This window comes from Clostridium sp. AM43-3BH (genome assembly GCF_003479985.1).
Taxonomy (GTDB): domain Bacteria; phylum Bacillota; class Clostridia; order Lachnospirales; family Lachnospiraceae; genus Otoolea; species Otoolea fessa.
In genome coordinates this window covers 635,215-654,062 of sequence record NZ_QUIH01000001.1, presented here as the reverse complement: position 1 = coordinate 654,062, position 18,848 = coordinate 635,215, and the positions used below count along the sequence as shown (strand labels likewise).

The 18,848-nt window shown below is 49.0% G+C and carries 15 protein-coding genes and 1 other annotated feature; of the genes, 14 read left to right on the top strand and 1 reads right to left on the bottom strand.

Annotated features, from left to right (window positions below; all coding sequences use genetic code 11):
• The first annotated feature begins 13 nt into the window (after positions 1–13).
• Together DW931_RS02835 and DW931_RS02830 are read left to right on the top strand one after the other, a co-directional pair.
• The gene (locus DW931_RS02835; protein WP_118482125.1) at positions 14–1,000 is read left to right on the top strand and encodes a diaminopimelate dehydrogenase; all 987 of its coding nucleotides are present in this window, start codon (positions 14–16) and stop codon (positions 998–1,000) included.
• A gap of 405 nt (positions 1,001–1,405) precedes the next feature.
• A complete protein-coding gene (locus DW931_RS02830; RefSeq protein ID WP_118482124.1) occupies positions 1,406–2,824 on the top strand; it encodes a D-alanyl-D-alanine carboxypeptidase family protein in 1,419 nt (472 codons plus the stop codon).
• A 113-nt stretch (positions 2,825–2,937) separates the two neighbouring features.
• Here DW931_RS02830 and DW931_RS02825 read toward each other — a convergent pair whose 3' ends face one another.
• Positions 2,938–4,077, bottom strand: a complete 1,140-nt coding sequence (locus tag DW931_RS02825; protein WP_118482123.1) for a DUF362 domain-containing protein — start codon at positions 4,075–4,077, stop codon at positions 2,938–2,940.
• Positions 4,078–4,383: 306 nt separating this feature from the next.
• Between DW931_RS02825 and DW931_RS02820 the strand changes: the two genes are divergently transcribed.
• The 12 genes from DW931_RS02820 (at position 4,384) to DW931_RS02760 (ending at position 18,842) form a co-directional block, all read left to right on the top strand.
• Positions 4,384–5,475, top strand: a complete 1,092-nt coding sequence (locus DW931_RS02820; protein ID WP_106999988.1) for a glycosyltransferase family 2 protein — start codon at positions 4,384–4,386, stop codon at positions 5,473–5,475.
• A 425-nt stretch (positions 5,476–5,900) separates the two neighbouring features.
• Positions 5,901–6,914, top strand: coding sequence for an ATP-binding cassette domain-containing protein (locus tag DW931_RS02815; protein WP_118482122.1), 1,014 nt, complete (start codon positions 5,901–5,903; stop codon positions 6,912–6,914).
• A gap of 1 nt (position 6,915) precedes the next feature.
• Positions 6,916–7,581, top strand: a complete 666-nt coding sequence (locus DW931_RS02810; RefSeq protein ID WP_022358729.1) for a methionine ABC transporter permease — start codon at positions 6,916–6,918, stop codon at positions 7,579–7,581.
• A gap of 111 nt (positions 7,582–7,692) precedes the next feature.
• Positions 7,693–8,574, top strand: a complete 882-nt coding sequence (locus DW931_RS02800; RefSeq protein WP_118482121.1) for a MetQ/NlpA family ABC transporter substrate-binding protein — start codon at positions 7,693–7,695, stop codon at positions 8,572–8,574.
• A gap of 189 nt (positions 8,575–8,763) precedes the next feature.
• Positions 8,764–9,696: a type II secretion system protein gene (locus DW931_RS02795; RefSeq protein ID WP_207663590.1), complete on the top strand. Its 933-nt coding sequence runs from the start codon at positions 8,764–8,766 to the stop codon at positions 9,694–9,696.
• A 167-nt stretch (positions 9,697–9,863) separates the two neighbouring features.
• Positions 9,864–10,160: a binding site (T-box leader), on the top strand.
• Positions 10,161–10,346: 186 nt separating this feature from the next.
• The gene (locus DW931_RS02790; protein ID WP_022358726.1) at positions 10,347–10,538 is read left to right on the top strand and encodes a DUF6472 family protein; all 192 of its coding nucleotides are present in this window, start codon (positions 10,347–10,349) and stop codon (positions 10,536–10,538) included.
• Positions 10,539–10,648: 110 nt separating this feature from the next.
• On the top strand, positions 10,649–13,300 hold the full coding sequence (locus DW931_RS02785) for a valine--tRNA ligase (protein ID WP_117795594.1): 2,652 nt from the start codon (positions 10,649–10,651) through the stop codon (positions 13,298–13,300).
• Positions 13,301–13,687: 387 nt separating this feature from the next.
• On the top strand, positions 13,688–14,170 hold the full coding sequence (locus DW931_RS02780) for a GNAT family N-acetyltransferase (RefSeq protein WP_107000411.1): 483 nt from the start codon (positions 13,688–13,690) through the stop codon (positions 14,168–14,170).
• A gap of 292 nt (positions 14,171–14,462) precedes the next feature.
• Complete coding sequence (locus DW931_RS02775; protein WP_118523389.1) at positions 14,463–16,421, top strand: fructose-1,6-bisphosphatase; 1,959 nt, start codon at positions 14,463–14,465, stop codon at positions 16,419–16,421.
• A gap of 406 nt (positions 16,422–16,827) precedes the next feature.
• A complete protein-coding gene (locus DW931_RS16170) occupies positions 16,828–17,193 on the top strand; it encodes a hypothetical protein (RefSeq protein WP_243015277.1) in 366 nt (121 codons plus the stop codon).
• Positions 17,153–17,971 (top strand): CpsB/CapC family capsule biosynthesis tyrosine phosphatase, encoded by an 819-nt coding sequence (locus DW931_RS02765; RefSeq protein WP_347474718.1) that lies wholly within the window; start codon positions 17,153–17,155, stop codon positions 17,969–17,971. Before DW931_RS16170 ends, DW931_RS02765 begins: the two co-directional genes overlap by 41 nt.
• 79 nt (positions 17,972–18,050) lie before the next feature.
• Positions 18,051–18,842, top strand: coding sequence for a Wzz/FepE/Etk N-terminal domain-containing protein (locus DW931_RS02760; protein ID WP_118482119.1), 792 nt, complete (start codon positions 18,051–18,053; stop codon positions 18,840–18,842).
• Positions 18,843–18,848: the final 6 nt, after the last annotated feature.

Below are 18,848 nucleotides of genomic sequence, written 5' to 3'. Positions count from 1 at the left end.
AGGAGGAATATCTATGAGTATCCGAGTTGGAATTTTAGGATATGGAAATCTGGGACGCGGCGTGGAGTGTGCGATCCGCCAGAATCCGGATATGGAACTGAAAGCAGTATTTACACGGCGTGCGCCGGAAACGGTCAAGATCCTGACCGAGGGCGTACCGGTTTATCATGTAAATGAGGCAGAGGCGAAGAAAGACGAGATCGACGTTTTGATTCTCTGCGGCGGTTCGGCTACGGATCTGCCGGTTCAGACCCCGAAATATGCACAGTGGTTTAACGTAGTGGACAGCTTCGATACCCATGCAAAGATTCCGGAGCATTTCGCAGCAGTCGATGAGTCCGCACAGAAATCCGGAAAGGTTGGCATCATCTCCGTTGGCTGGGATCCGGGTATGTTCTCCCTGAACCGTCTCTATGCAGCTGCATGCCTGCCGGAGGGCGAAAATTATACATTCTGGGGCAAGGGCGTCAGCCAGGGACATTCCGATGCGATCCGCCGGATCGAGGGCGTCAAGGATGCCAGACAGTACACAATCCCAGTTGAAAGTGCACTGGAGGCAGTCAGAAGCGGCAGCAGCCCAGAGCTGACCACCCGCGAAAAACACACCAGAGAGTGCTTTGTTGTGGCAGAAGAGGGAGCGGATCAGGCAAAGATCGAGAATGAGATCAAGACCATGCCGAACTACTTTTCTGATTATGACACAACGGTTCATTTCATCACCGAAGAAGAACTGAAACGCGATCACAACCGTCTCCCGCACGGTGGTTTCGTACTCCGCAGCGGTAAGACCGGCTGGAACAAAGAGAACCACCATATCATCGAGTACAGCTTAAAGCTGGATTCCAACCCGGAATTTACTTCCTCCATCATCGTGGCATACGCACGCGCGGCATACAAGATGAACCAGGAAGGCCAGAAGGGCTGCAAGACCGTCTTTGATGTGGCACCGGCGTATCTGTCGGCAGAGAGTGGGGCAGATCTGCGGAAGAAGTATCTGTAAAAATTTATTAAATAAAAATAGAAAGCGTCTGGAATGCAGAAGATCTGCATGACAAGATGGATTCTGTGACGCACGGCGTATGCAAAGACGGCGTTAACTGGAAACCGGCGAAGCTGGTCAACGATTTAAAGAGAAGATACAAAAAGAATCAAGCGGTAGCTGGAGGAGCTGAATGTCCTTCGGCTACCTGTTTTTGTAATAAAATTGTAATAATTTCAAATTTTCCTTTCAACTTGTATTGTCGCTTAAAATGAAGTAAAATGTAAGACAGATTTGCATGATTTGTACCTGCGCAGCACTGGCAAAATCCGTTAAAGTCCGCGCAATGAGTGAACGTAACTTTACGTTTGCGGGAGCTGGCGGGTAGGAGAAAAGCGAAAATACATACAGGAAGGACAATATACGATGAATATATGGAAAAAATCCGTGCGTTCCCTCTGCCTGGGAATGGCACTTATGATGTCTGTGTCATGGACGGCATTTGCTGCGACAGATGGGGCGACCGGTCCGGGACAGGCGGCAGGAGGCTCGGTCTCCGGCGCAGTTCCTTCGGGAGCAACGGTTACTTCACAGAATGCAGCTCAGCCGACGGTGGCAGCGCAGGGCGCAGTGCTCTATGATGCGACGCACAACCAGTTCCTGTTTTCCAAGAATGCGGATACGCAGTATTATCCAGCCAGCATCACGAAGCTGATGACGGCGCTTCTGGTAGCGGAAAACTGTAATCTGAGTGATACGGTAACCTTTTCCCAGACGGCAGTTTCGAATCTGGAATCGGGCGCGGTGACGCTGCAGGTCAAGGCGGGCGATACCTTTACGGTTAAGGACTGTCTCTATGGTCTGCTTTTAAAATCGGCAAATGAGGTGGCAAACGGACTGGCGGAGCATGTGTCCGGCAGTGTCAGCGCGTTTGCGGATAAGATGAATGAGAAGGCAGCGTCTTTAGGATGCACACATACGCATTTTGCAAACCCGAACGGTCTGAACAATGCGAACCATTTTACAACCGCACATGATATGGCGCTGATTGCAAATGCTGCATTCAATAATGCGACGGTGCGTCAGGTTGCATCGACCCTGCATTACGATTTCCCGGCGACTGCCAGCGTGCCGACGGTGCGGACGCTTACGATGGGACATAAGATGCTCAATCCGGCAAATTCCCAGTACTATGAGGGAATCATAGGCGGAAAGACCGGTTATACCTCCCTGGCAGGCAACACGCTGGTAACGTGTGCAGAGCGAAATGGCGTGCGCCTGATTGCAGTTATTTTAAAGAGTTCGCAGACCCATTATGACGATACGAAGAAGCTGCTGGACTATGGTTTTGCAGTGGCGGGAAGCGCATCCGGCACACCGGCTGGCACGAACACCTCGGTATCGGATGCGGCGAACAACAGTACGTCAAATTCCAGCAAGCCGTCCGGCAATACGACCAGCAAAAATACCTCTTCTTCCGGCAGCCAGGGTGGACCGGGTAGCTCTGGAGCTGGCAATGCAGCTGCTCAGGGCGACGGTGCGTGGCAGCAGTTTGGAAATGAATGGAAATACCTGAAAGCAAACGGAACCTACGCGGCAAATGAGAGTCTCCTGATCAAGGGGGAGACATACTATTTCCATGCAGATGCGTGGATGGCGCGTGACTGGCAGATGGTAAACGGCTCCTGGCATTATTATACCGAAAGCGGGGCTATGGCGAAGAGCCGCTGGATTCAGACGAATGGATACTGGTATTATGTGAGTGCTGACGGAGCATTGTTTGTCAATGGAACGACACCGGACGGATATAGAGTCGATGCGAATGGTGTCTGGATTCAGAAATAAAGAAGAGCATAAAACGGAGCCGACCGGCAGAAAAGACCGGGGCGGCTCCGTTTTTCACAGCTCTGCGGCCGCAAAAAGACCGGCGGAACAGCTGGCAGATGGGGGTGATGTTATTATAGTGTGATCAATTCATACTCCCGGCTTCCCAGACCGATCTTCTCCGCGTGTGCCAGGCAGCTTTTCCACTCAGATTCTGGTGTGGAATTTGTGAAATGGTCATGGTGATCGTGGAAATCCGGATCAGCAAGATGTTTTGCAAGCTGGCTGCCCGGCATCGGAGCAGCGGCCAGACAGGCGTCCACACAGGCCTGATCGAGTGCCAGCGGATCGAAAGAAGCAAACATACCAAGATTTGGAAGGATCGGTACGTCATTTTCACCGTGGCAGTCGCAGTTCGGGGAGACGTCAACGACCAGGGAAATATGGAAGTTTGGACGTCCATCCACAACGGCTTTTGTGTATTCCGCCATACGGCAGTTTAACAGCTCGTTGGCTGCGTTGTTGTCAAATTCGATCGCGTCAAAGTTGCAGGCGCCGAGACACCGTCCGCAGCCGACGCAGTGCTCAGCATCCACGTGCATTTTTCTGGAGGCTTCATCGAAAACGAGACCGCCGTTGGCACATTCCTTCTGACAGCGGCGGCAGCCCCGGCAGAGCTTTTCCTTGACGTGTGGTTTTCCACTGCTGTGCTGATCGGTCTTACCGGCGCGAGAACCGCAGCCCATGCCGATATTTTTGATCGTACCGCCGAAGCCGGTCATCTCATGTCCCTTGAAATGGGTCAGGCTGATAAAGACATCGGCGTCCATGACGGCGCGGCCGATCTTAGCTTCTTTGATGTATTCGCCTCCGGCCACCGGAACAGCGATGTCATCGGTGCCTTTTAATCCATCACCGATGATGATTGGACATCCAACAGTCAACGGGGTAAATCCGTTTTCCCAGGCGCATTCCAGGTGCTCGAGCGCATTCTTGCGGCTGCCTGGATACATCGTATTGCAGTCTGTTAAAAATGGTTTGCCGCCCAGCTCTTTGATGACATCAACAACGGCTTTGGCATAATTCGGACGCAGATAACTGATATTTCCAAGTTCACCAAAGTGCATCTTGATAGCGACAAATTTACCATCCATATCGATGGAACCGATCCCGGCTTTACGGATCAGTTTTTTTAATTTGGTAGGGAGACCGTCGCCAAATGCAATGGTGTGGAAATCTGTAAAATATACCTTTGCTTTTTCGGTTTTTGACATATGAATACCTCCTGATAGATGGCTTTTTTTGATTTTTTCTCAGTCGAGAAGACGCCCACCTCTTTAGGTGGCGAGTAATAGTAAAGTGATAAAAATATCAATTCTATTATACCGGAATCGGGTGGATGTGTCAAAAATTTACTTTTCTTTTTAATGTAGTTCCTATATAATAGGAAAATACGGAAAAAGCAGATTTCAGCTGCAGGAGGATTCTGGCAAGATACCTGTATCTGGAAACCTGCTTTTGAAAATACGAGGGGACTTGTCTGCATAGAAGGGACAGTGACCCGGGCAGGAGATGACAGTATGAGAAATGCACCGGTTATCTATATCGTGGTGCCTTGCTACAACGAAGAGGAAGTTCTGCCATTGACGGCAGAATTTTTAGGTAAAAAATTAGATGATTTAACCCGCAGCCGCCGGATTCATCCGGGAAGCCGGGTGCTGATGGTAGACGACGGTTCGAAGGATAGAACATGGAAGCTGATCGAGGAACTCCATGAGAAGGACGAGCGGTTTGCAGGTGTGAAGCTGAGCCGCAACCGCGGTCATCAGAACGCGCTTTTAGCCGGGCTTTTTGAGGCGGCGAGACGGCGGTGTGACGCGGCGATCTCGATGGATGCCGATCTGCAGGATGATGTGGACGCATGCGACGCGATGATCGAGCGGTATATGGCTGGCTGTGACATCGTGTACGGTGTGCGCCGCCACAGGGCGACGGATACATTTTTTAAGCGTACAACTGCGCTGGGATTTTATAAGATTATGAATGCGCTGGGAGCGAACACCGTGTATAATCATGCGGATTACCGCCTGATGAGCCGGAGGGCACTGGAAGGGCTGGCGGAATTTTCGGAGGTCAATCTGTTTCTGCGCGGGATTGTCCCGATGATCGGCTATCCGTCCGATGTGGTATATTATGACCGTAAAGAGCGGGCAGCAGGGGAGAGCAAATATCCGCTGAAAAAGATGCTGGCTTTTGCGATCGAGGGCATCACTTCGCTGAGCACAAAGCCGATCCGGATGATTACGTTCATGGGAATTGCGGCATTTTTTGTCAGTATTGGATTCCTTATCTGGGCGGTGGTTGATTTCTTCCGGGGCAATACGATCACCGGCTGGGCGAGCATGATGGTATCGCTCTGGTTTATCGGCGGACTGCTTCTTCTCTCGGTCGGAATCGTCGGAGAGTATGTCGGAAAGATTTATCTGGAGTCGAAGCACCGCCCGCGCTATATCATTGAGAGCCGCACGCCGGATCGCATCCGCGAGCGTGAGAAAGGGCGCAGCCGGAAACAGGAGATGCCAGGAGAAAATTTGCGCCGCAGCCGTGCAGAAGCACGGGAACTCCAGACATCAAAAAGAAGAGAAGCTGTGCAAAAACCGGAGCAGGAGTGAAATAGCTCTAAAAAATAGCTCTTAAAAATTCAGGAAACACTTGACAAACCCGGAAAATGGGTGTATCTTCATAAACAAATAATTCCTATCAGGAATAAGGGAATATAAGCTGAAAGGGGACAGGTCCGATGCGTCAGAGTAAAGCCATGCAGATGAATATGATGATGAACGGCATGTGTATGATGTGCTGTCATATTTGTGTGCATGAAAGACGGAACGGGCTGGTCGGATAGACCTGTAAGTATAGCATAGGAAGCCGCGATCCGTACTGGATTCGCGGCTTTTTTGTGTCATAGGAAATTCCTTGGAATTCCTTATGACACAAAAAGGCACTAACTGCTTCCTGTGACAGAAAAACAGTAGTGGCATCTTTTATGCGACAGGGTATCAATGCTGTATATTCGAAAAAGAGAGGGGAAAAGACAATGGAGCAGAGAAAGAAAGCGATCATCTGCCTGGAAGGACTGGGAAAGCAATTCCAGACAACGAACGGAACGGTGACCGCGTTAGATGATATTAACCTGGAAATCCTGCAAGGTGAGATTTTTGGAATTATCGGTCTGTCAGGTGCAGGAAAGAGTACGTTGGTCCGGTGTATCAATTATCTGGAGACACCGACGGCGGGACGGGTTATTTTTGAGGGACAGAACCTGTCGATGATGAAGGAGGCGGAGATTCGGAAAGCCAGACAGTCGATGGGGATGATTTTCCAGCAGTTCAATCTTCTGGCACAGAGAAATGTACTCCAGAATGTGTGCTTTCCGATGGAGATTGCCGGTGTCCCGAAAGCAGAGGCGAAGAAACGGGCGGCTGAGCTTTTAAAATTAGTCGGTCTGGAAGAACGGATGAAGGCATATCCGGCACAGCTCTCCGGCGGACAGAAACAGCGAGTGGCGATTGCACGCGCGATGTCCACGAACCCGAAGGTGCTGCTTTGCGATGAGGCGACGAGTGCGCTCGACCCGAACACGACAAAATCGATTTTGGAGCTTCTCAAGAAGATTAATCGCGAACGCGGCATTACTGTGATCGTGATTACCCATGAGATGGCGGTGATTGAGTCTATCTGTGACCGTGTGGCGATCATCGACCACAGCCACATTGCAGAGTCTGGCAAGGTATCAGAGATTTTCTCCGGTCCGAAGTCGGAGATTGGGCGGCAGCTGATTCTCGGTGAGACGGCAGGGCAGAAGACAAGCTTTACCAGAGCGCGCCAGATCCGCGTTATTTTCAATGGACAGGAATCCTCGGAGCCAATTATTTCCAATATGGTATTAGCCTGCAAGGTTCCGGTCAATATCCTTCTCGCGGATACCCACGATATTGGGGGCAAGGCGATGGGACAGATGCTTCTGCAGCTCCCGGAGGACGAGGTAGATGCAGGGCGTATCTGCAATTATTTAAAAACGGTCGGTGTGACCTATGAGGAGGTGCGCTAAGATGGTATTTGATGCGAAGACAGTCAGTATGCTGGTAAAAGAGACCTGGAGAACCTTATATATGGTAGGTCTTTCTTCTCTGATTTCTTATTTGATCGGCATCCCGCTCGGCGTGGCGCTGGTTGTAACCGATAAAGACGGCATCCGTCCGGTGCCGCTGTTCAACAAAGTGGCGGGCGTGATTGTCAACCTGCTCCGTTCGGTGCCGTTTATCATCCTGTTAGCGATGGTAATGCCGCTGACCCGCGCGATCGTGGGAAAGACGATCGGAGCAAATGCGGCAGTTGTACCGCTGGTAATCGCGGCGTTCCCGTACATCAGCCGTATGGTAGAGGCGTCATTAAAGGAAATTGATGCAGGCGTGATTGAAGCAGCAAAATCAATGGGCGCTTCAACCTGGCAGATTATTTTCAAGGTGCTGCTTCCGGAGTCCAAGCCGTCCCTGTTAGTCGGCGCGGCGATTTCGATCACGACAATCCTCGGATATTCCGCGATGGCAGGCTGTGTCGGCGCCGGCGGTCTGGGCGATGTGGCGATCCGATATGGATACCACCGTTATCAGGCAGATATGATGCTGGTTACCGTTGTGATTCTGGTTATTATCGCACAGCTGATTCAGGAGATCTTTACGCGAAGTTCGAGAAGAAGTGATAAGAGAATCCGTTAATAAGATATTTACAGAAATGAAATGCAGCCTATCGTCTGTGGCAGATGCAGGACATTTCTGAAATATAAATTTAAAGGAACTGTTTAAACACACGAAGAGGAGGAAATCACTATGAAAAAATCATTCTTAGGAACCACATTCCTGGCACTGCTGGCAGCTGCATCCTTAGCAGGCTGCTCTTCCAGCTCGAATGAGACAACTGCTGAGACCGCTGCAGAGGCAGCAGAGGAGACCACCGCAGAGGCAAAAGAGGCAGACGGCGATCTGGAGAAGCTGGTAGTAGGCGCAAGCCCGGCACCGCATGCTGAGATCCTGGAAGCTGCAAGAGACCTTCTGGCAGACAAGGGCTACGATCTGGAGATCGTAGAGTATACTGATTATGTACAGCCGAACAACGCACTGGAGTCCGGCGATCTGGATGCAAACTACTTCCAGCACAAACCATATCTGGATACCTTCAATGAGGAGAATGGCACTCATCTGGTAAGTGCAGGTGCAATCCATTATGAGCCATTCGGCATCTACGCAGGCAAGAGCGATTCTTTAGATGAGCTGGCTGACGGCGCAGAGGTTCTGGTGCCAAACGATGTAACCAACGAGGCAAGAGCACTTCTGCTTCTTCAGGATCAGGGTCTTCTGACACTGAAAGAGGATGCAGGTCTGACCGCAACTATCAATGATATTACAGAGAACCCGAAGAACCTGGATATCGTAGAACTTGAGGCAGCACAGCTTCCGCGTTCCTTACAGGATGCTGATATTGCAGTTATCAACGGCAACTACGCAATCGAGGCTGGTTTAAAGGTAACCGATGCTCTGGCAGTAGAGGCTTCTGACTCTCTGGCAGCCCAGACATACGGAAATGTCGTAGCAGTCCGTGAGGGTGACGAGGAGAGCGACAAGACAAAAGCTCTGATGGAAGTCCTGACAAGCGATGATATCAAAGAATTTATCGAGGCGAAGTACGATGGAGCGGTTGTTCCGCTGTTTTAATTGACGGCAGGAACCTGATTACAGCAACGAAATTGGGAAGAGGCGGATGCTTTGCGGTGAAAACCGCAGGCGGAGGTCTCTTCTTTCAATTTATGGGAATGTGCGTCAGATGAAAAATGTTTTTCGTGAATTTTTTTGAATCATGTGATAGAATAAGAAAAAGATAAAGGTGACAGGCGGGTGATAAGAATGGAAATTCATATGCAGAACAGGAAAAAGGGCTTTACGCTGGCGGAGCTTTTGGTAGTCGTTGCGATAGTTTCCATTTTAGCTGCAATTTCTATTCCCATTTTTACCAGGCAGCTGGAGACCAGCCGGGAGGCCACGGATCTTGCCAATGTCCGTTCTGCATATGCAGAGGTTATGGCAGCGGTCATGATTGAGGATACAGAGAATGAAGTGAAGGTTGTAAAGCTGAAGCAGAAAAAAGAAAAATGGCAGTCGCATGACCCGGTGACGATAGGTGGAGTGATGCATTATAATGATCAGGGTGATACGGCCAACTGGATTGGTTATCCGGTTCCGGGTGGGGAGTGTGAAGTTTCCTATCGGCCGGATTCGGGAGTGCTTTTTAACTGGAAAAGCGGAAAGGGTACAGGCGGTTCGGAACAGAAATATGCGTTTAATATCAATTGCGATGTACATGAGCCCTTGAATAATAGTGGCATATTGGAAATGCTGGGTGATAACAACAATTTTGAAATTGATTCCAACTGTACAAAATCCAATATGCTTCCCAAGATACAGGCGAAGATTGAGGAGGACAGCCTGTTAAAAAAGGGAACCTGGGCCTATCTGGGAGATGCAAAGGATAAGTCGAAGCGATATTTATTTTGGACATCTGTAGATATATCCTCAGATTCGGTTGGTGCAGGAAAGAAGATACCGGTTATTATCAGTACAGCAGATGGAAGGTTTTATATTTCAGAAACAACTACCGCTATGCGAGTGAATAAAGCTGGTAATTATATAGCAATCGCCGGTCATCTGACTCCAACACAGTATAAGGAATATCTTTCGAAGGATAAAAAGTATGAGAATCTGCAGGAGGCATATGATGCATACGCAAAGCTGGTGACAGATGGGACGTATCCACAGTATAAGGATACGCTGCCGAAGTAGGGACTGTGCAGCTGTTACAGCGGGGCGTCTTTAAAGTGGGAGGAGCCAGGGCATATGTTACTGTTCACGCATACGTGCCCAGTAACGGGCATATATCATTTATCAACCTGTGCCGAAAACCTTGACATTTTCCCGAAAAACCTCTATGATAACAAGGAACTGAAAAATGAAAGGCAGTGAAGAAGAGGAGTACACATAGAAGCCCTGACAGAGAGAACCGCGCAGGTTGAGAGACGGTTCCGGGAAACGGATGTGGAAGGTAGCTTCGGAGCCGGATTTCTGAAAAACCGCGTTCTGCTATGACTTAGGAATGTTGTGAAAGAGAGTGGTGGATAAGAGATCCCGGGAGTTCCCGTTATAGAATCAAGAGGATTGGGGTAAAGTCTGGATGTGTGCAAAGAAAACACCGGCAGGCGGAAATCCTGATTGAATTAAGGTGGTACCGCGTATATGACGCCCTTTGCAGATGATATGTCTGCAAGGGGCTTTTTCATTTCATAGGAAATTACGTCCTATGAAACAAAAAACGCTCCGCGAGGATGCGCACTCGCGCGAAGCAGAAACATGTCGCAAGCGACCGCGCTCGGCGCGAGAATGTGCCAAGGCACATTCTTTTTCATAGGAAACGCGCTTCGGAAAGGACAAAACAGATGAAAAAACAGGGTCCGCTGACAAGCTGTGACACGTGCGGCAATTATGTCTATGACGATGATTATGGGTATTATCTGTGCGAGGCAGATCTGGATGAGGACGAGATGGCGGCATTTTTAAGCAACCAGCGTTTTGTCTGCCCGTACTACCAGACGGATGATGAGTACAAGATTGTCCGGAAACAGATGTAAGAAACTGCATCGGAAATTACACAAAATGAAGGTAAACAAGATGCGGTTCATGATAGAATGCGAGGATAAACAGCATTTGATGAGTTAAAACACAAAAGGAGAATCGATCAATGAAAGAACTGGAAAAGACATATAATCCGGCGGATATTGAAGATCGCCTGTATCAGAAATGGCTGGACAGCAAATATTTCCACGCCGATGCAGAGCGTGGACGCAGAAACGGCAAGAAGCCGTTCACGATTGTGATGCCGCCGCCAAATATTACCGGACAGCTTCATATGGGACATGCGCTGGATAACACCATGCAGGATATCCTGATCCGTTACAAGAGAATGCAGGGCTATGAGGCACTGTGGCAGCCGGGTACCGACCATGCGGCGATCGCAACGGAGGTTAAGGTTATCAATAAGCTGAAAGAGCAGGGCATTGACAAGCATGATCTGGGTCGTGAGGGCTTCCTGGAGAAAGCATGGGAGTGGAAAGAAGAGTACGGCAGCCGTATCGTAAAACAGCTTCACAAGCTGGGTTCCTCCGCTGACTGGGACCGCGAGCGTTTCACGATGGACGAGGGCTGTTCCGAGGCGGTTCTGGAAGTATTTACCAGACTGTATGAAAAAGGTTATATTTACAAGGGATCCCGTATCATCAACTGGTGCCCGGTCTGCCAGACTTCCATTTCGGATGCCGAGGTAGAGCATGAGGAGCAGGACGGCTTTTTCTGGCACATCAATTACCCGATCGTCGGCGAAGAGGGACGTTTCGTCGAGATCGCAACCACCCGTCCGGAGACGCTGTTAGGCGATACTGCGGTAGCTGTCAACCCGGAGGATGAGCGCTACAAGGATATCGTAGGCAAGATGTTAAAACTGCCGCTGACCGACCGAGAGATTCCAGTCATCGCGGATGAGTATGTAGATAAAGAGTTCGGTACCGGCTGCGTAAAGATCACACCGGCACATGACCCGAACGACTTTGAGGTAGGAAAACGCCACAACCTGGAAGAGATCTGCATCATGAATGACGATGCAACCATCAGCGTACCGGGCAAATATCAGGGCATGGACCGCTACGAGGCGAGAAAAGCCATGGTAGAGGATCTGAAGGAAATGGGACTTTTAGTCAAAGTCGTTCCGCATTCCCACAACGTAGGTACTCACGACCGCTGCGGCACAACCGTAGAGCCGATGGTAAAACCACAGTGGTTTGTCAAGATGGAAGAGATGGCGAAACCGGCGGTAGAGGCACTTAAATCCGGCAGACTTAAATTCGTTCCGGAGAGCTTCGGAAAGACCTATCTGCACTGGCTTGAGGGCATCCGTGACTGGTGTATTTCCCGTCAGCTCTGGTGGGGACACCGGATTCCGGCTTATTATTGTGATGACTGCGGCGAGATGACTGTTGCCAAGAGCGCACCGGCGGTATGCCCGAAATGCGGCGGCACCCACCTGCATCAAGATGAGGACACGCTGGATACCTGGTTCTCCTCCGCCCTGTGGCCGTTCTCTACGCTCGGCTGGCCGAAGGACACACCGGAATATGAATATTTCTATCCGACCGATGTGCTGGTAACCGGATACGATATCATTTTCTTCTGGGTTATCCGTATGGTATTCTCCGGTCTGGAGCAGACTGGCAAAGAGCCGTTCCACACCGTCCTGATCCACGGTCTGGTACGCGACTCCCAGGGACGCAAGATGAGTAAATCCCTTGGAAATGGTATCGATCCGCTTGAGGTTATCGACAAGTACGGCGCCGATGCACTTCGTATGACCCTGATGACCGGTAACGCACCGGGCAACGATATGCGCTTCTATTGGGAGCGTGTGGAAGCCAGCCGTAACTTTGCAAACAAGGTATGGAATGCATCCCGTTTCATTATGATGAACATCGAAAAAGCGCCGGTAACGGATGTGAAGCTTTCTGACCTGCAGATGGCTGACCGCTGGATCCTCTCCAAGGTCAACACGCTGGCAAAAGATGTTACCGAGAACATGGATAAGTACGAGCTGGGAATCGCTCTCCAGAAGGTTTACGATTTCATCTGGGAGGAGTTCTGCGACTGGTACATCGAGATGGTAAAACCGAGACTCTGGTCCGAGGAAGACACCACCAAGGCAGCTGCACTCTGGACCCTGAAAACGGTTCTGATTCAGTCCTTGAAACTGCTGCATCCATATATGCCGTTCATCACCGAGGAAATCTTCTGCAACCTGCAGGATGAGGAACCGTCCATCATGATTTCTTCCTGGCCGGAGTACAAGGATGAGTGGAATTTCGCAGACGAGGAGAAAGCTGTAGAGACGATCAAGGATGCAGTCCGCGCGATCCGCGGCGTCCGCACATCCATGAACGTACCGCCGAGCAAGAAGGCAAAAGTATACGTTGTATCCGAGGATCCGGAAGTTCTGGCCATCTTCGAGCACAGCCGTGTATTCTTCGCAACTCTTGGCTATGCGAGCGAGGTTGTCCTTCAGAAGGACAAGAGCGGAATCGCAGACGATGCCGTATCGGCTGTGACTGCAAAGGCAACCATCTATATGCCGTTTGCAGAGCTGGTGGATCTGGACAAGGAGATCGAGCGTCTGACCAAGGAAGAGGAGAAGTTGAAAAAAGAGCTTGCCCGTTCCGAGGGCATGTTAAGTAATGAAAAGTTCGTCAGCCGCGCACCGGAGGCAAAGATTGCCGAAGAGCGTGAGAAGCTGGAGAAATACCGCCAGATGATGGCACAGGTACAGGAGCGCCTGGCACAGCTGCGGAAATAGTTGAATATGAAGTAAAAGGCAGGATCGAGAGATCCGCCTGATGCGTGAAATAAGCCGATGTGTATGGGGAAAACTATATGCATTGGCTTATTTGCAAAGAAAGAACCGAAATTATTCTGTTTTTTATCTCAGTCGAGAAGACTCCCACCTCTTCAGGTGGTGAGTAATAGCAAATTTGTCTCAGTGGGAGTCCATTCTTCGCCTGAGTTAAACGCTCCGCGAGGATGCGCAGTGATTCTGTAAAGAATATGTCAGCTTCGCTGACCAGAATCACGCGCCAAGTCTCACGGACGTTCGACTTGAATTATATGGGCGAATGCTTTTGAAGAGAGAAAGGAGATTATTTTTTTATCCTCGAACGAGGATAATTGGATGATACGAGATATTATGGAGATAAGAACAGCGACAATAGCAGATCTGGCTCAGATTGCAGCCGTGGAAGCAGAATGCTTTCCGGCAGCGGAAGCCGCAACGAAAGAGGAGTTTGAGGAGAGAATTAAGTATTATGGAAATCATTTCTGGCTCATGTTTGAAGGCGAAAAGCTGATTGCGTTTGTGGACGGCTTCGTCACAGACAAGCCGGATCTGACGGATGAGATGTACGAACGGGCAGAAATGCACGATGAAAACGGCGCATGGCAGATGATTTTTGGTGTCAATACGATCCCGGCATACCGGAAACATGGCTATGCGGGACAGTTGCTCCAGTGCGCCATCGAGGATGCCAGAAAACAGGGGAGGAAGGGACTTGTGTTGACGTGCAAGGAAAAATTGATAGCCTATTATGCCAAGTTTGGATTTGTGAATGAGGGGATCTCGGAATCGGTGCATGGAAACGTGATCTGGTATCAGATGCGGTATAAGTTTTAAATTTAAGAAGAAATACGTGATTGCCCGCAAATACTAATAATACTTATTATAGGAATCGAAATGGCGTTTTTAATAGAAGTGTGATAAGATACAAGTATCAGAATTAAAAATGAGACGCCATTTCGATTTTTTGTAATTGTTTGCAACAAGCATTACAAATTCTTTTCCATCTTTCTGCGTGTATCTTTTGCGTGTGTTTTATATGCATAACGGGCATCGGAAGCAGGCTGCACGGGATTGGGTGAAAAAGGGTCAAAAGGGGCGTCCGCAAACAGGAGGGGTTAGAGAAAACATGAAATCATTGCAGGCGCGTTATCTGGATCGACTGGCAGAGCTTTACCCGACGATTGCAGCGGCATCGACGGAGATCATCAATCTGGAATCGATCTTAAATCTGCCGAAAGGAACGGAACATTTCCTGACCGATATCCATGGGGAATACGAGGCATTTTCTCATGTGTTGAAAAATGGTTCCGGTTCCGTCAAGCGAAAGATTGACGATGTATTTGGAAATACCCTGAGCCGTCAGGACAAGCAGTCACTGGCAACCCTTATTTACTATCCGGCGGAGAAGATGAGCCGGATTCTGCAGACGGAGAAGAACCCGGATGACTGGTATAAGATCACACTCTATCGTCTGATTGCGGTCTGCCGCCGGGCAGCGAGCAAGTACACGCGTTCGAAGATCCGCAAGGCGCTTCCGAAGGAATTTGCCTATGTGCTGGAAGAACTTCTGACTGAGCGCGGTGATCTGCAGGACAAGGAATCCTACTACGATGCCATCGTCCAGACGATTGTCCGTGTGGGACGGGCGAAAGCCTTTATTATAGCGCTAAGCGAGCTGATTCAGCGCCTGACGGTCGATCATCTTCATATCGTAGGCGATATCTATGACAGGGGTCCGGGACCGCATATCATCATGGACAAGATGATGACCTATCACTCGATTGATGTCCAGTGGGGCAATCACGATGTGCTCTGGATGGGCGCGGCAGCGGGACAGATGGGCTGTATTGCAAACGCAATCCGTATCTGTGCGAGATATGGAAACTTGGATATTTTGGAGGATGGTTACGGCATCAACCTTCTTCCATTGGCAACCTTTGCGATCAATACATATGGGGATGACCCGTGCACCTGCTTCCAGTTAAAGGGCAGTGACTCTTACAGTGCGTCTGAGCGCGAGATGAACCAGAAGATGCACAAGGCGATCTCGATCATCCAGTTCAAGGCGGAAGGGCAGATCATCAAGCGCCATCCGGAATTTGGTCTGGAGAAACGAAATCTTCTGCATCATATTGATTTTGAGCGCGGCGTTCTGGAAATGGATGGCAGAGAGTACAAGATGCTCGATATGAATTTCCCGACGGTGGATCCGAAAGATCCATATGCATTTACACCGGAAGAAGCGGATATTATGGAACGTCTGGAACGTGCATTCATGAACTGCGAGAAGCTGCAGCAGCATATGAAGTTTCTGCTGGCGAAGGGAAGTCTCTATAAAGTATACAACAATAATCTTCTTTACCATGGCTGCGTTCCGTTAAATAAGGACGGTACCTTCAAGGAGGTAGAGATCTACGGCAAGCAATATAAGGGAAAGGCGCTATACGATATTCTGGACAATTATGTCCGCAAGGGGTTTGTCGCGGTCGATAAGGCAGAGCGGGAAAAAGGCAGGGACATGATGTGGTATATCTGGCTGAATGAAAATTCCCCGCTGTTCGGCAAGGACAAGATGGCAACGTTTGAGCGCTATTTTCTGGCAGAAAAAGAGACACATAAAGAAGTAAAAAATCCGTATTACGATATGCTGGAAAATGAGGAAGTGCTTGACCGCATTCTCCGTGAGTTTGGCCTGGAGCCGGAGGGCGCGCACATCATCAACGGTCACGTCCCGGTCAAATCCAAAGACGGCGAGAGCCCGCTCAAATGCGGCGGTAAGCTTCTCGTTATCGACGGTGGTTTCTCAAGGGCATATCAGAAAGAAACCGGTATCGCGGGGTATACGCTGATTTACAACTCCTACGGTCTGATTCTGGCAGCGCACGATCCGTTTGAGTCCACCGAGGCGGCGATCGAGAAGGAGAGTGATATCCACTCCGAGAGCCGTATGGTCAAATGGGTGCCGGAGCGCAAGTGCGTCGGGGATACCGATATCGGACGGGAACTGAAAGAGAAGATCAAAGATCTGGAAAAACTGCTGAATGCGTACTATAGCGGTGCGATCGCGGAGAAATTTACGCGGTAGATCATTCGCCAGACAACGGATGCAAATGGAAATCACGTAAGTGATCCGATTGCAGTGAATGCTGTAGAGGCAAATATTCGGAAATCAGAGAGTGTAAAATGAAAAGGAATACGGCAATGACATAATATGTATCATGTCATATACAGTGTGCCGTGATATGAGGACTTTTACAGCCGATGAGAGAAAAGAAAAAAGGAAAACGTTGATTTTCTGATTATATTATTTTCAAAACAAAAAAAACGCAATATTCCAGTTTGCGTTGCGGTTGTAGTTTGTAATATTTTAAAGTACAATAGTAAAGAATTTATAAAAAAAAGGAATGCAGCAATGACATAATACATATTATGTCATATACAGGGACATATATAAAGCAGGAAAATCTGGTTGGCGGAAATATGGACATCTTTTGATTATAAGACAGAGCGAGAAGAAGACAGGAGTTCACCGATACTGGGTGTGCCAATGCGATTGCGGAAACATCTGTCTGGTTTACGGAACGCATTTAAAAAGTGGACATACAAAAAGCTGTGGCTGTTACCGCAGAAAAAAGCAGACGCATGGATGGCTGGATCTGACGGGAGAACGTTATGGACGGCTTCTGGCTCTGGGACCATGGAAAGAAGATTCTCCTTACCTGGATATGGTCAAAGACGGAAATTCTGGCATGGACGGGAGAAACAAGGGCGCGAATGCAGAAAAACAGTATTATGATACATTCCTAAAAAAATATCATGGAGAACAAAGCGGCGCTGAGAGCGAAGGGAGAGAATAGAATGTTGCAAAAATCGCAGGAAGAGCCGAAAAAAAAAGAACAAAGAATTTCGGACATACATACACACGTTCTTCCGGGACTTGATGATGGCTCGAAAAGCATAGGCGCCAGTGTTCGGATGCTTCGGAAATCATATCAGCAAGGTGTGCGCAATGTGATAGCAACCCCTCATTATACCGTTTATCACTGGCGGACAAAACCGGAACAGATACAGAGACTTATGGAGCAGATGGCAAAAGCGGTTCAGAAGGTGATGCCGGAGCTGCGACTGTATAGCGGGCAGGAAATACAATATTTTGAAGGCATGGCTGATATGCTTCAGAGGGGAGAACTGCTGACACTGGCGGGAAGTCATTATGTTCTGGTAGAATTCCTTCCCCAGTCGCAGTGGAGTCAGATACAGAATGCAGTCCGGGAGCTGCTGCTGGCGGGATATTTCCCAGTGCTGGCGCATATTGAGCGTTATCAGTGTCTAAGAAAGACAGGACGTCTGACAGAGCTTCAGAAGGAGGGAGCTTATCTTCAGATGAATTACGGAAGTCTGATAAAGCTTAGAAATGTCTGGAATTTACGTGAGAGACTGGAACGGCGCTGGTGCCGTAAAGTGCTGCTGGCGGGATATATCAGTTTTCTGGGAACCGATATGCATGGGGTTCATCACCGTGCACCGGACAGTGACAGGGCGCTTGCCTGGATCCGGAAAAAAGGCGGGGATACATTGGCCAGACAATTGTCAGTGGAGAATCCAGAAAAAATAATCCTGGATGAACGATTATAAGAGGAACTCTAAAATACATCTGAAACAGATTGGCAGAATGCCGGTCAGAAAAAAAGAAAGAAAAGGAAATTTGTAAGGTATGGAAACGAAAGAGAGTCAAAAACAGGCGTGGGATGACGAGGATGTAATTGATGTCGGAGAGATTTTGTATGCATTGCTCCGGAAACTCTGGATTATCATCGGAGCGCTTGTGATTGGAGGAGCAATTGGAGGGGCATATAGTTACTTTTTGCTCACACCGCAGTACACTTCAACCGCAAAAATCTATGTACTGACAAAAGAAACAACGCTGACATCGTTGGCCGACCTGCAGATTGGCACGCAGCTGACGCAGGATTACAAGACGATCATTACCGGCCGCTCGGTCATGGAAGAGGTAGTCGATAAACTTCATCTGGACATGGACTATAAAAACCTGGTTAAGAAGATTGAAGTGGAGAATCCGAAAGATACACGTATTCTGAGCATCTCAGCGCAGGATCCGGATGCGGAAATGGCAAAAAAGATCGTTGATACGACGGCAGAAGTGGCATCGGACTATGTAGGAGAAATCATGGAGATGACACCGCCGAAACTCATCGAGAGCGGTGAGGTGGCTGTTAAAAAGACCAGTCCGAGCAATACCAAAAATGCTGCGATTGGCGCTTTGATAGCAGCCTTTTTGGTGTGTGCATACATTAGCCTGACTGTTATTTTGAATGATACGATTCAGTCAGAGGAAGATGTGGAGAAATATCTGGAACTGCCGGTACTGGCTGTGATTCCGGAGAGCAAGATTCACGGAAGAGGCGAGAAAAAAGTAAAACGTACCTCCGGCATCTGGGATATCATCAATCCATTTACCGGAAAAGAGAAAAACGAAAGAAGGTAGGAGAGC

Excerpts from the sequence above, each read along its gene's own strand:
- DW931_RS02815 (WP_118482122.1), top strand. The coding sequence starts at position 5,901 with ATGGAGCAGAGAAAGAAAGCGATCATCTGCCTGGAAGGACTGGGAAAG.
- DW931_RS02820 (WP_106999988.1), top strand. The coding sequence starts at position 4,384 with ATGAGAAATGCACCGGTTATCTATATCGTGGTGCCTTGCTACAACGAA.
- DW931_RS02835 (WP_118482125.1), top strand. The coding sequence starts at position 14 with ATGAGTATCCGAGTTGGAATTTTAGGATATGGAAATCTGGGACGCGGC.
- DW931_RS02825 (WP_118482123.1), bottom strand. The coding sequence starts at position 4,077 with ATGTCAAAAACCGAAAAAGCAAAGGTATATTTTACAGATTTCCACACC.
- DW931_RS02775 (WP_118523389.1), top strand. The coding sequence starts at position 14,463 with ATGAAATCATTGCAGGCGCGTTATCTGGATCGACTGGCAGAGCTTTAC.
- DW931_RS02800 (WP_118482121.1), top strand. The coding sequence starts at position 7,693 with ATGAAAAAATCATTCTTAGGAACCACATTCCTGGCACTGCTGGCAGCT.
- DW931_RS02795 (WP_207663590.1), top strand. The coding sequence starts at position 8,764 with ATGGAAATTCATATGCAGAACAGGAAAAAGGGCTTTACGCTGGCGGAG.
- DW931_RS02780 (WP_107000411.1), top strand. The coding sequence starts at position 13,688 with ATGGAGATAAGAACAGCGACAATAGCAGATCTGGCTCAGATTGCAGCC.
- DW931_RS02765 (WP_347474718.1), top strand. The coding sequence starts at position 17,153 with ATGGAGAACAAAGCGGCGCTGAGAGCGAAGGGAGAGAATAGAATGTTG.
- DW931_RS02785 (WP_117795594.1), top strand. The coding sequence starts at position 10,649 with ATGAAAGAACTGGAAAAGACATATAATCCGGCGGATATTGAAGATCGC.
- DW931_RS02810 (WP_022358729.1), top strand. The coding sequence starts at position 6,916 with ATGGTATTTGATGCGAAGACAGTCAGTATGCTGGTAAAAGAGACCTGG.
- DW931_RS02790 (WP_022358726.1), top strand. The coding sequence starts at position 10,347 with ATGAAAAAACAGGGTCCGCTGACAAGCTGTGACACGTGCGGCAATTAT.
- DW931_RS02830 (WP_118482124.1), top strand. The coding sequence starts at position 1,406 with ATGAATATATGGAAAAAATCCGTGCGTTCCCTCTGCCTGGGAATGGCA.
- DW931_RS02760 (WP_118482119.1), top strand. The coding sequence starts at position 18,051 with ATGGAAACGAAAGAGAGTCAAAAACAGGCGTGGGATGACGAGGATGTA.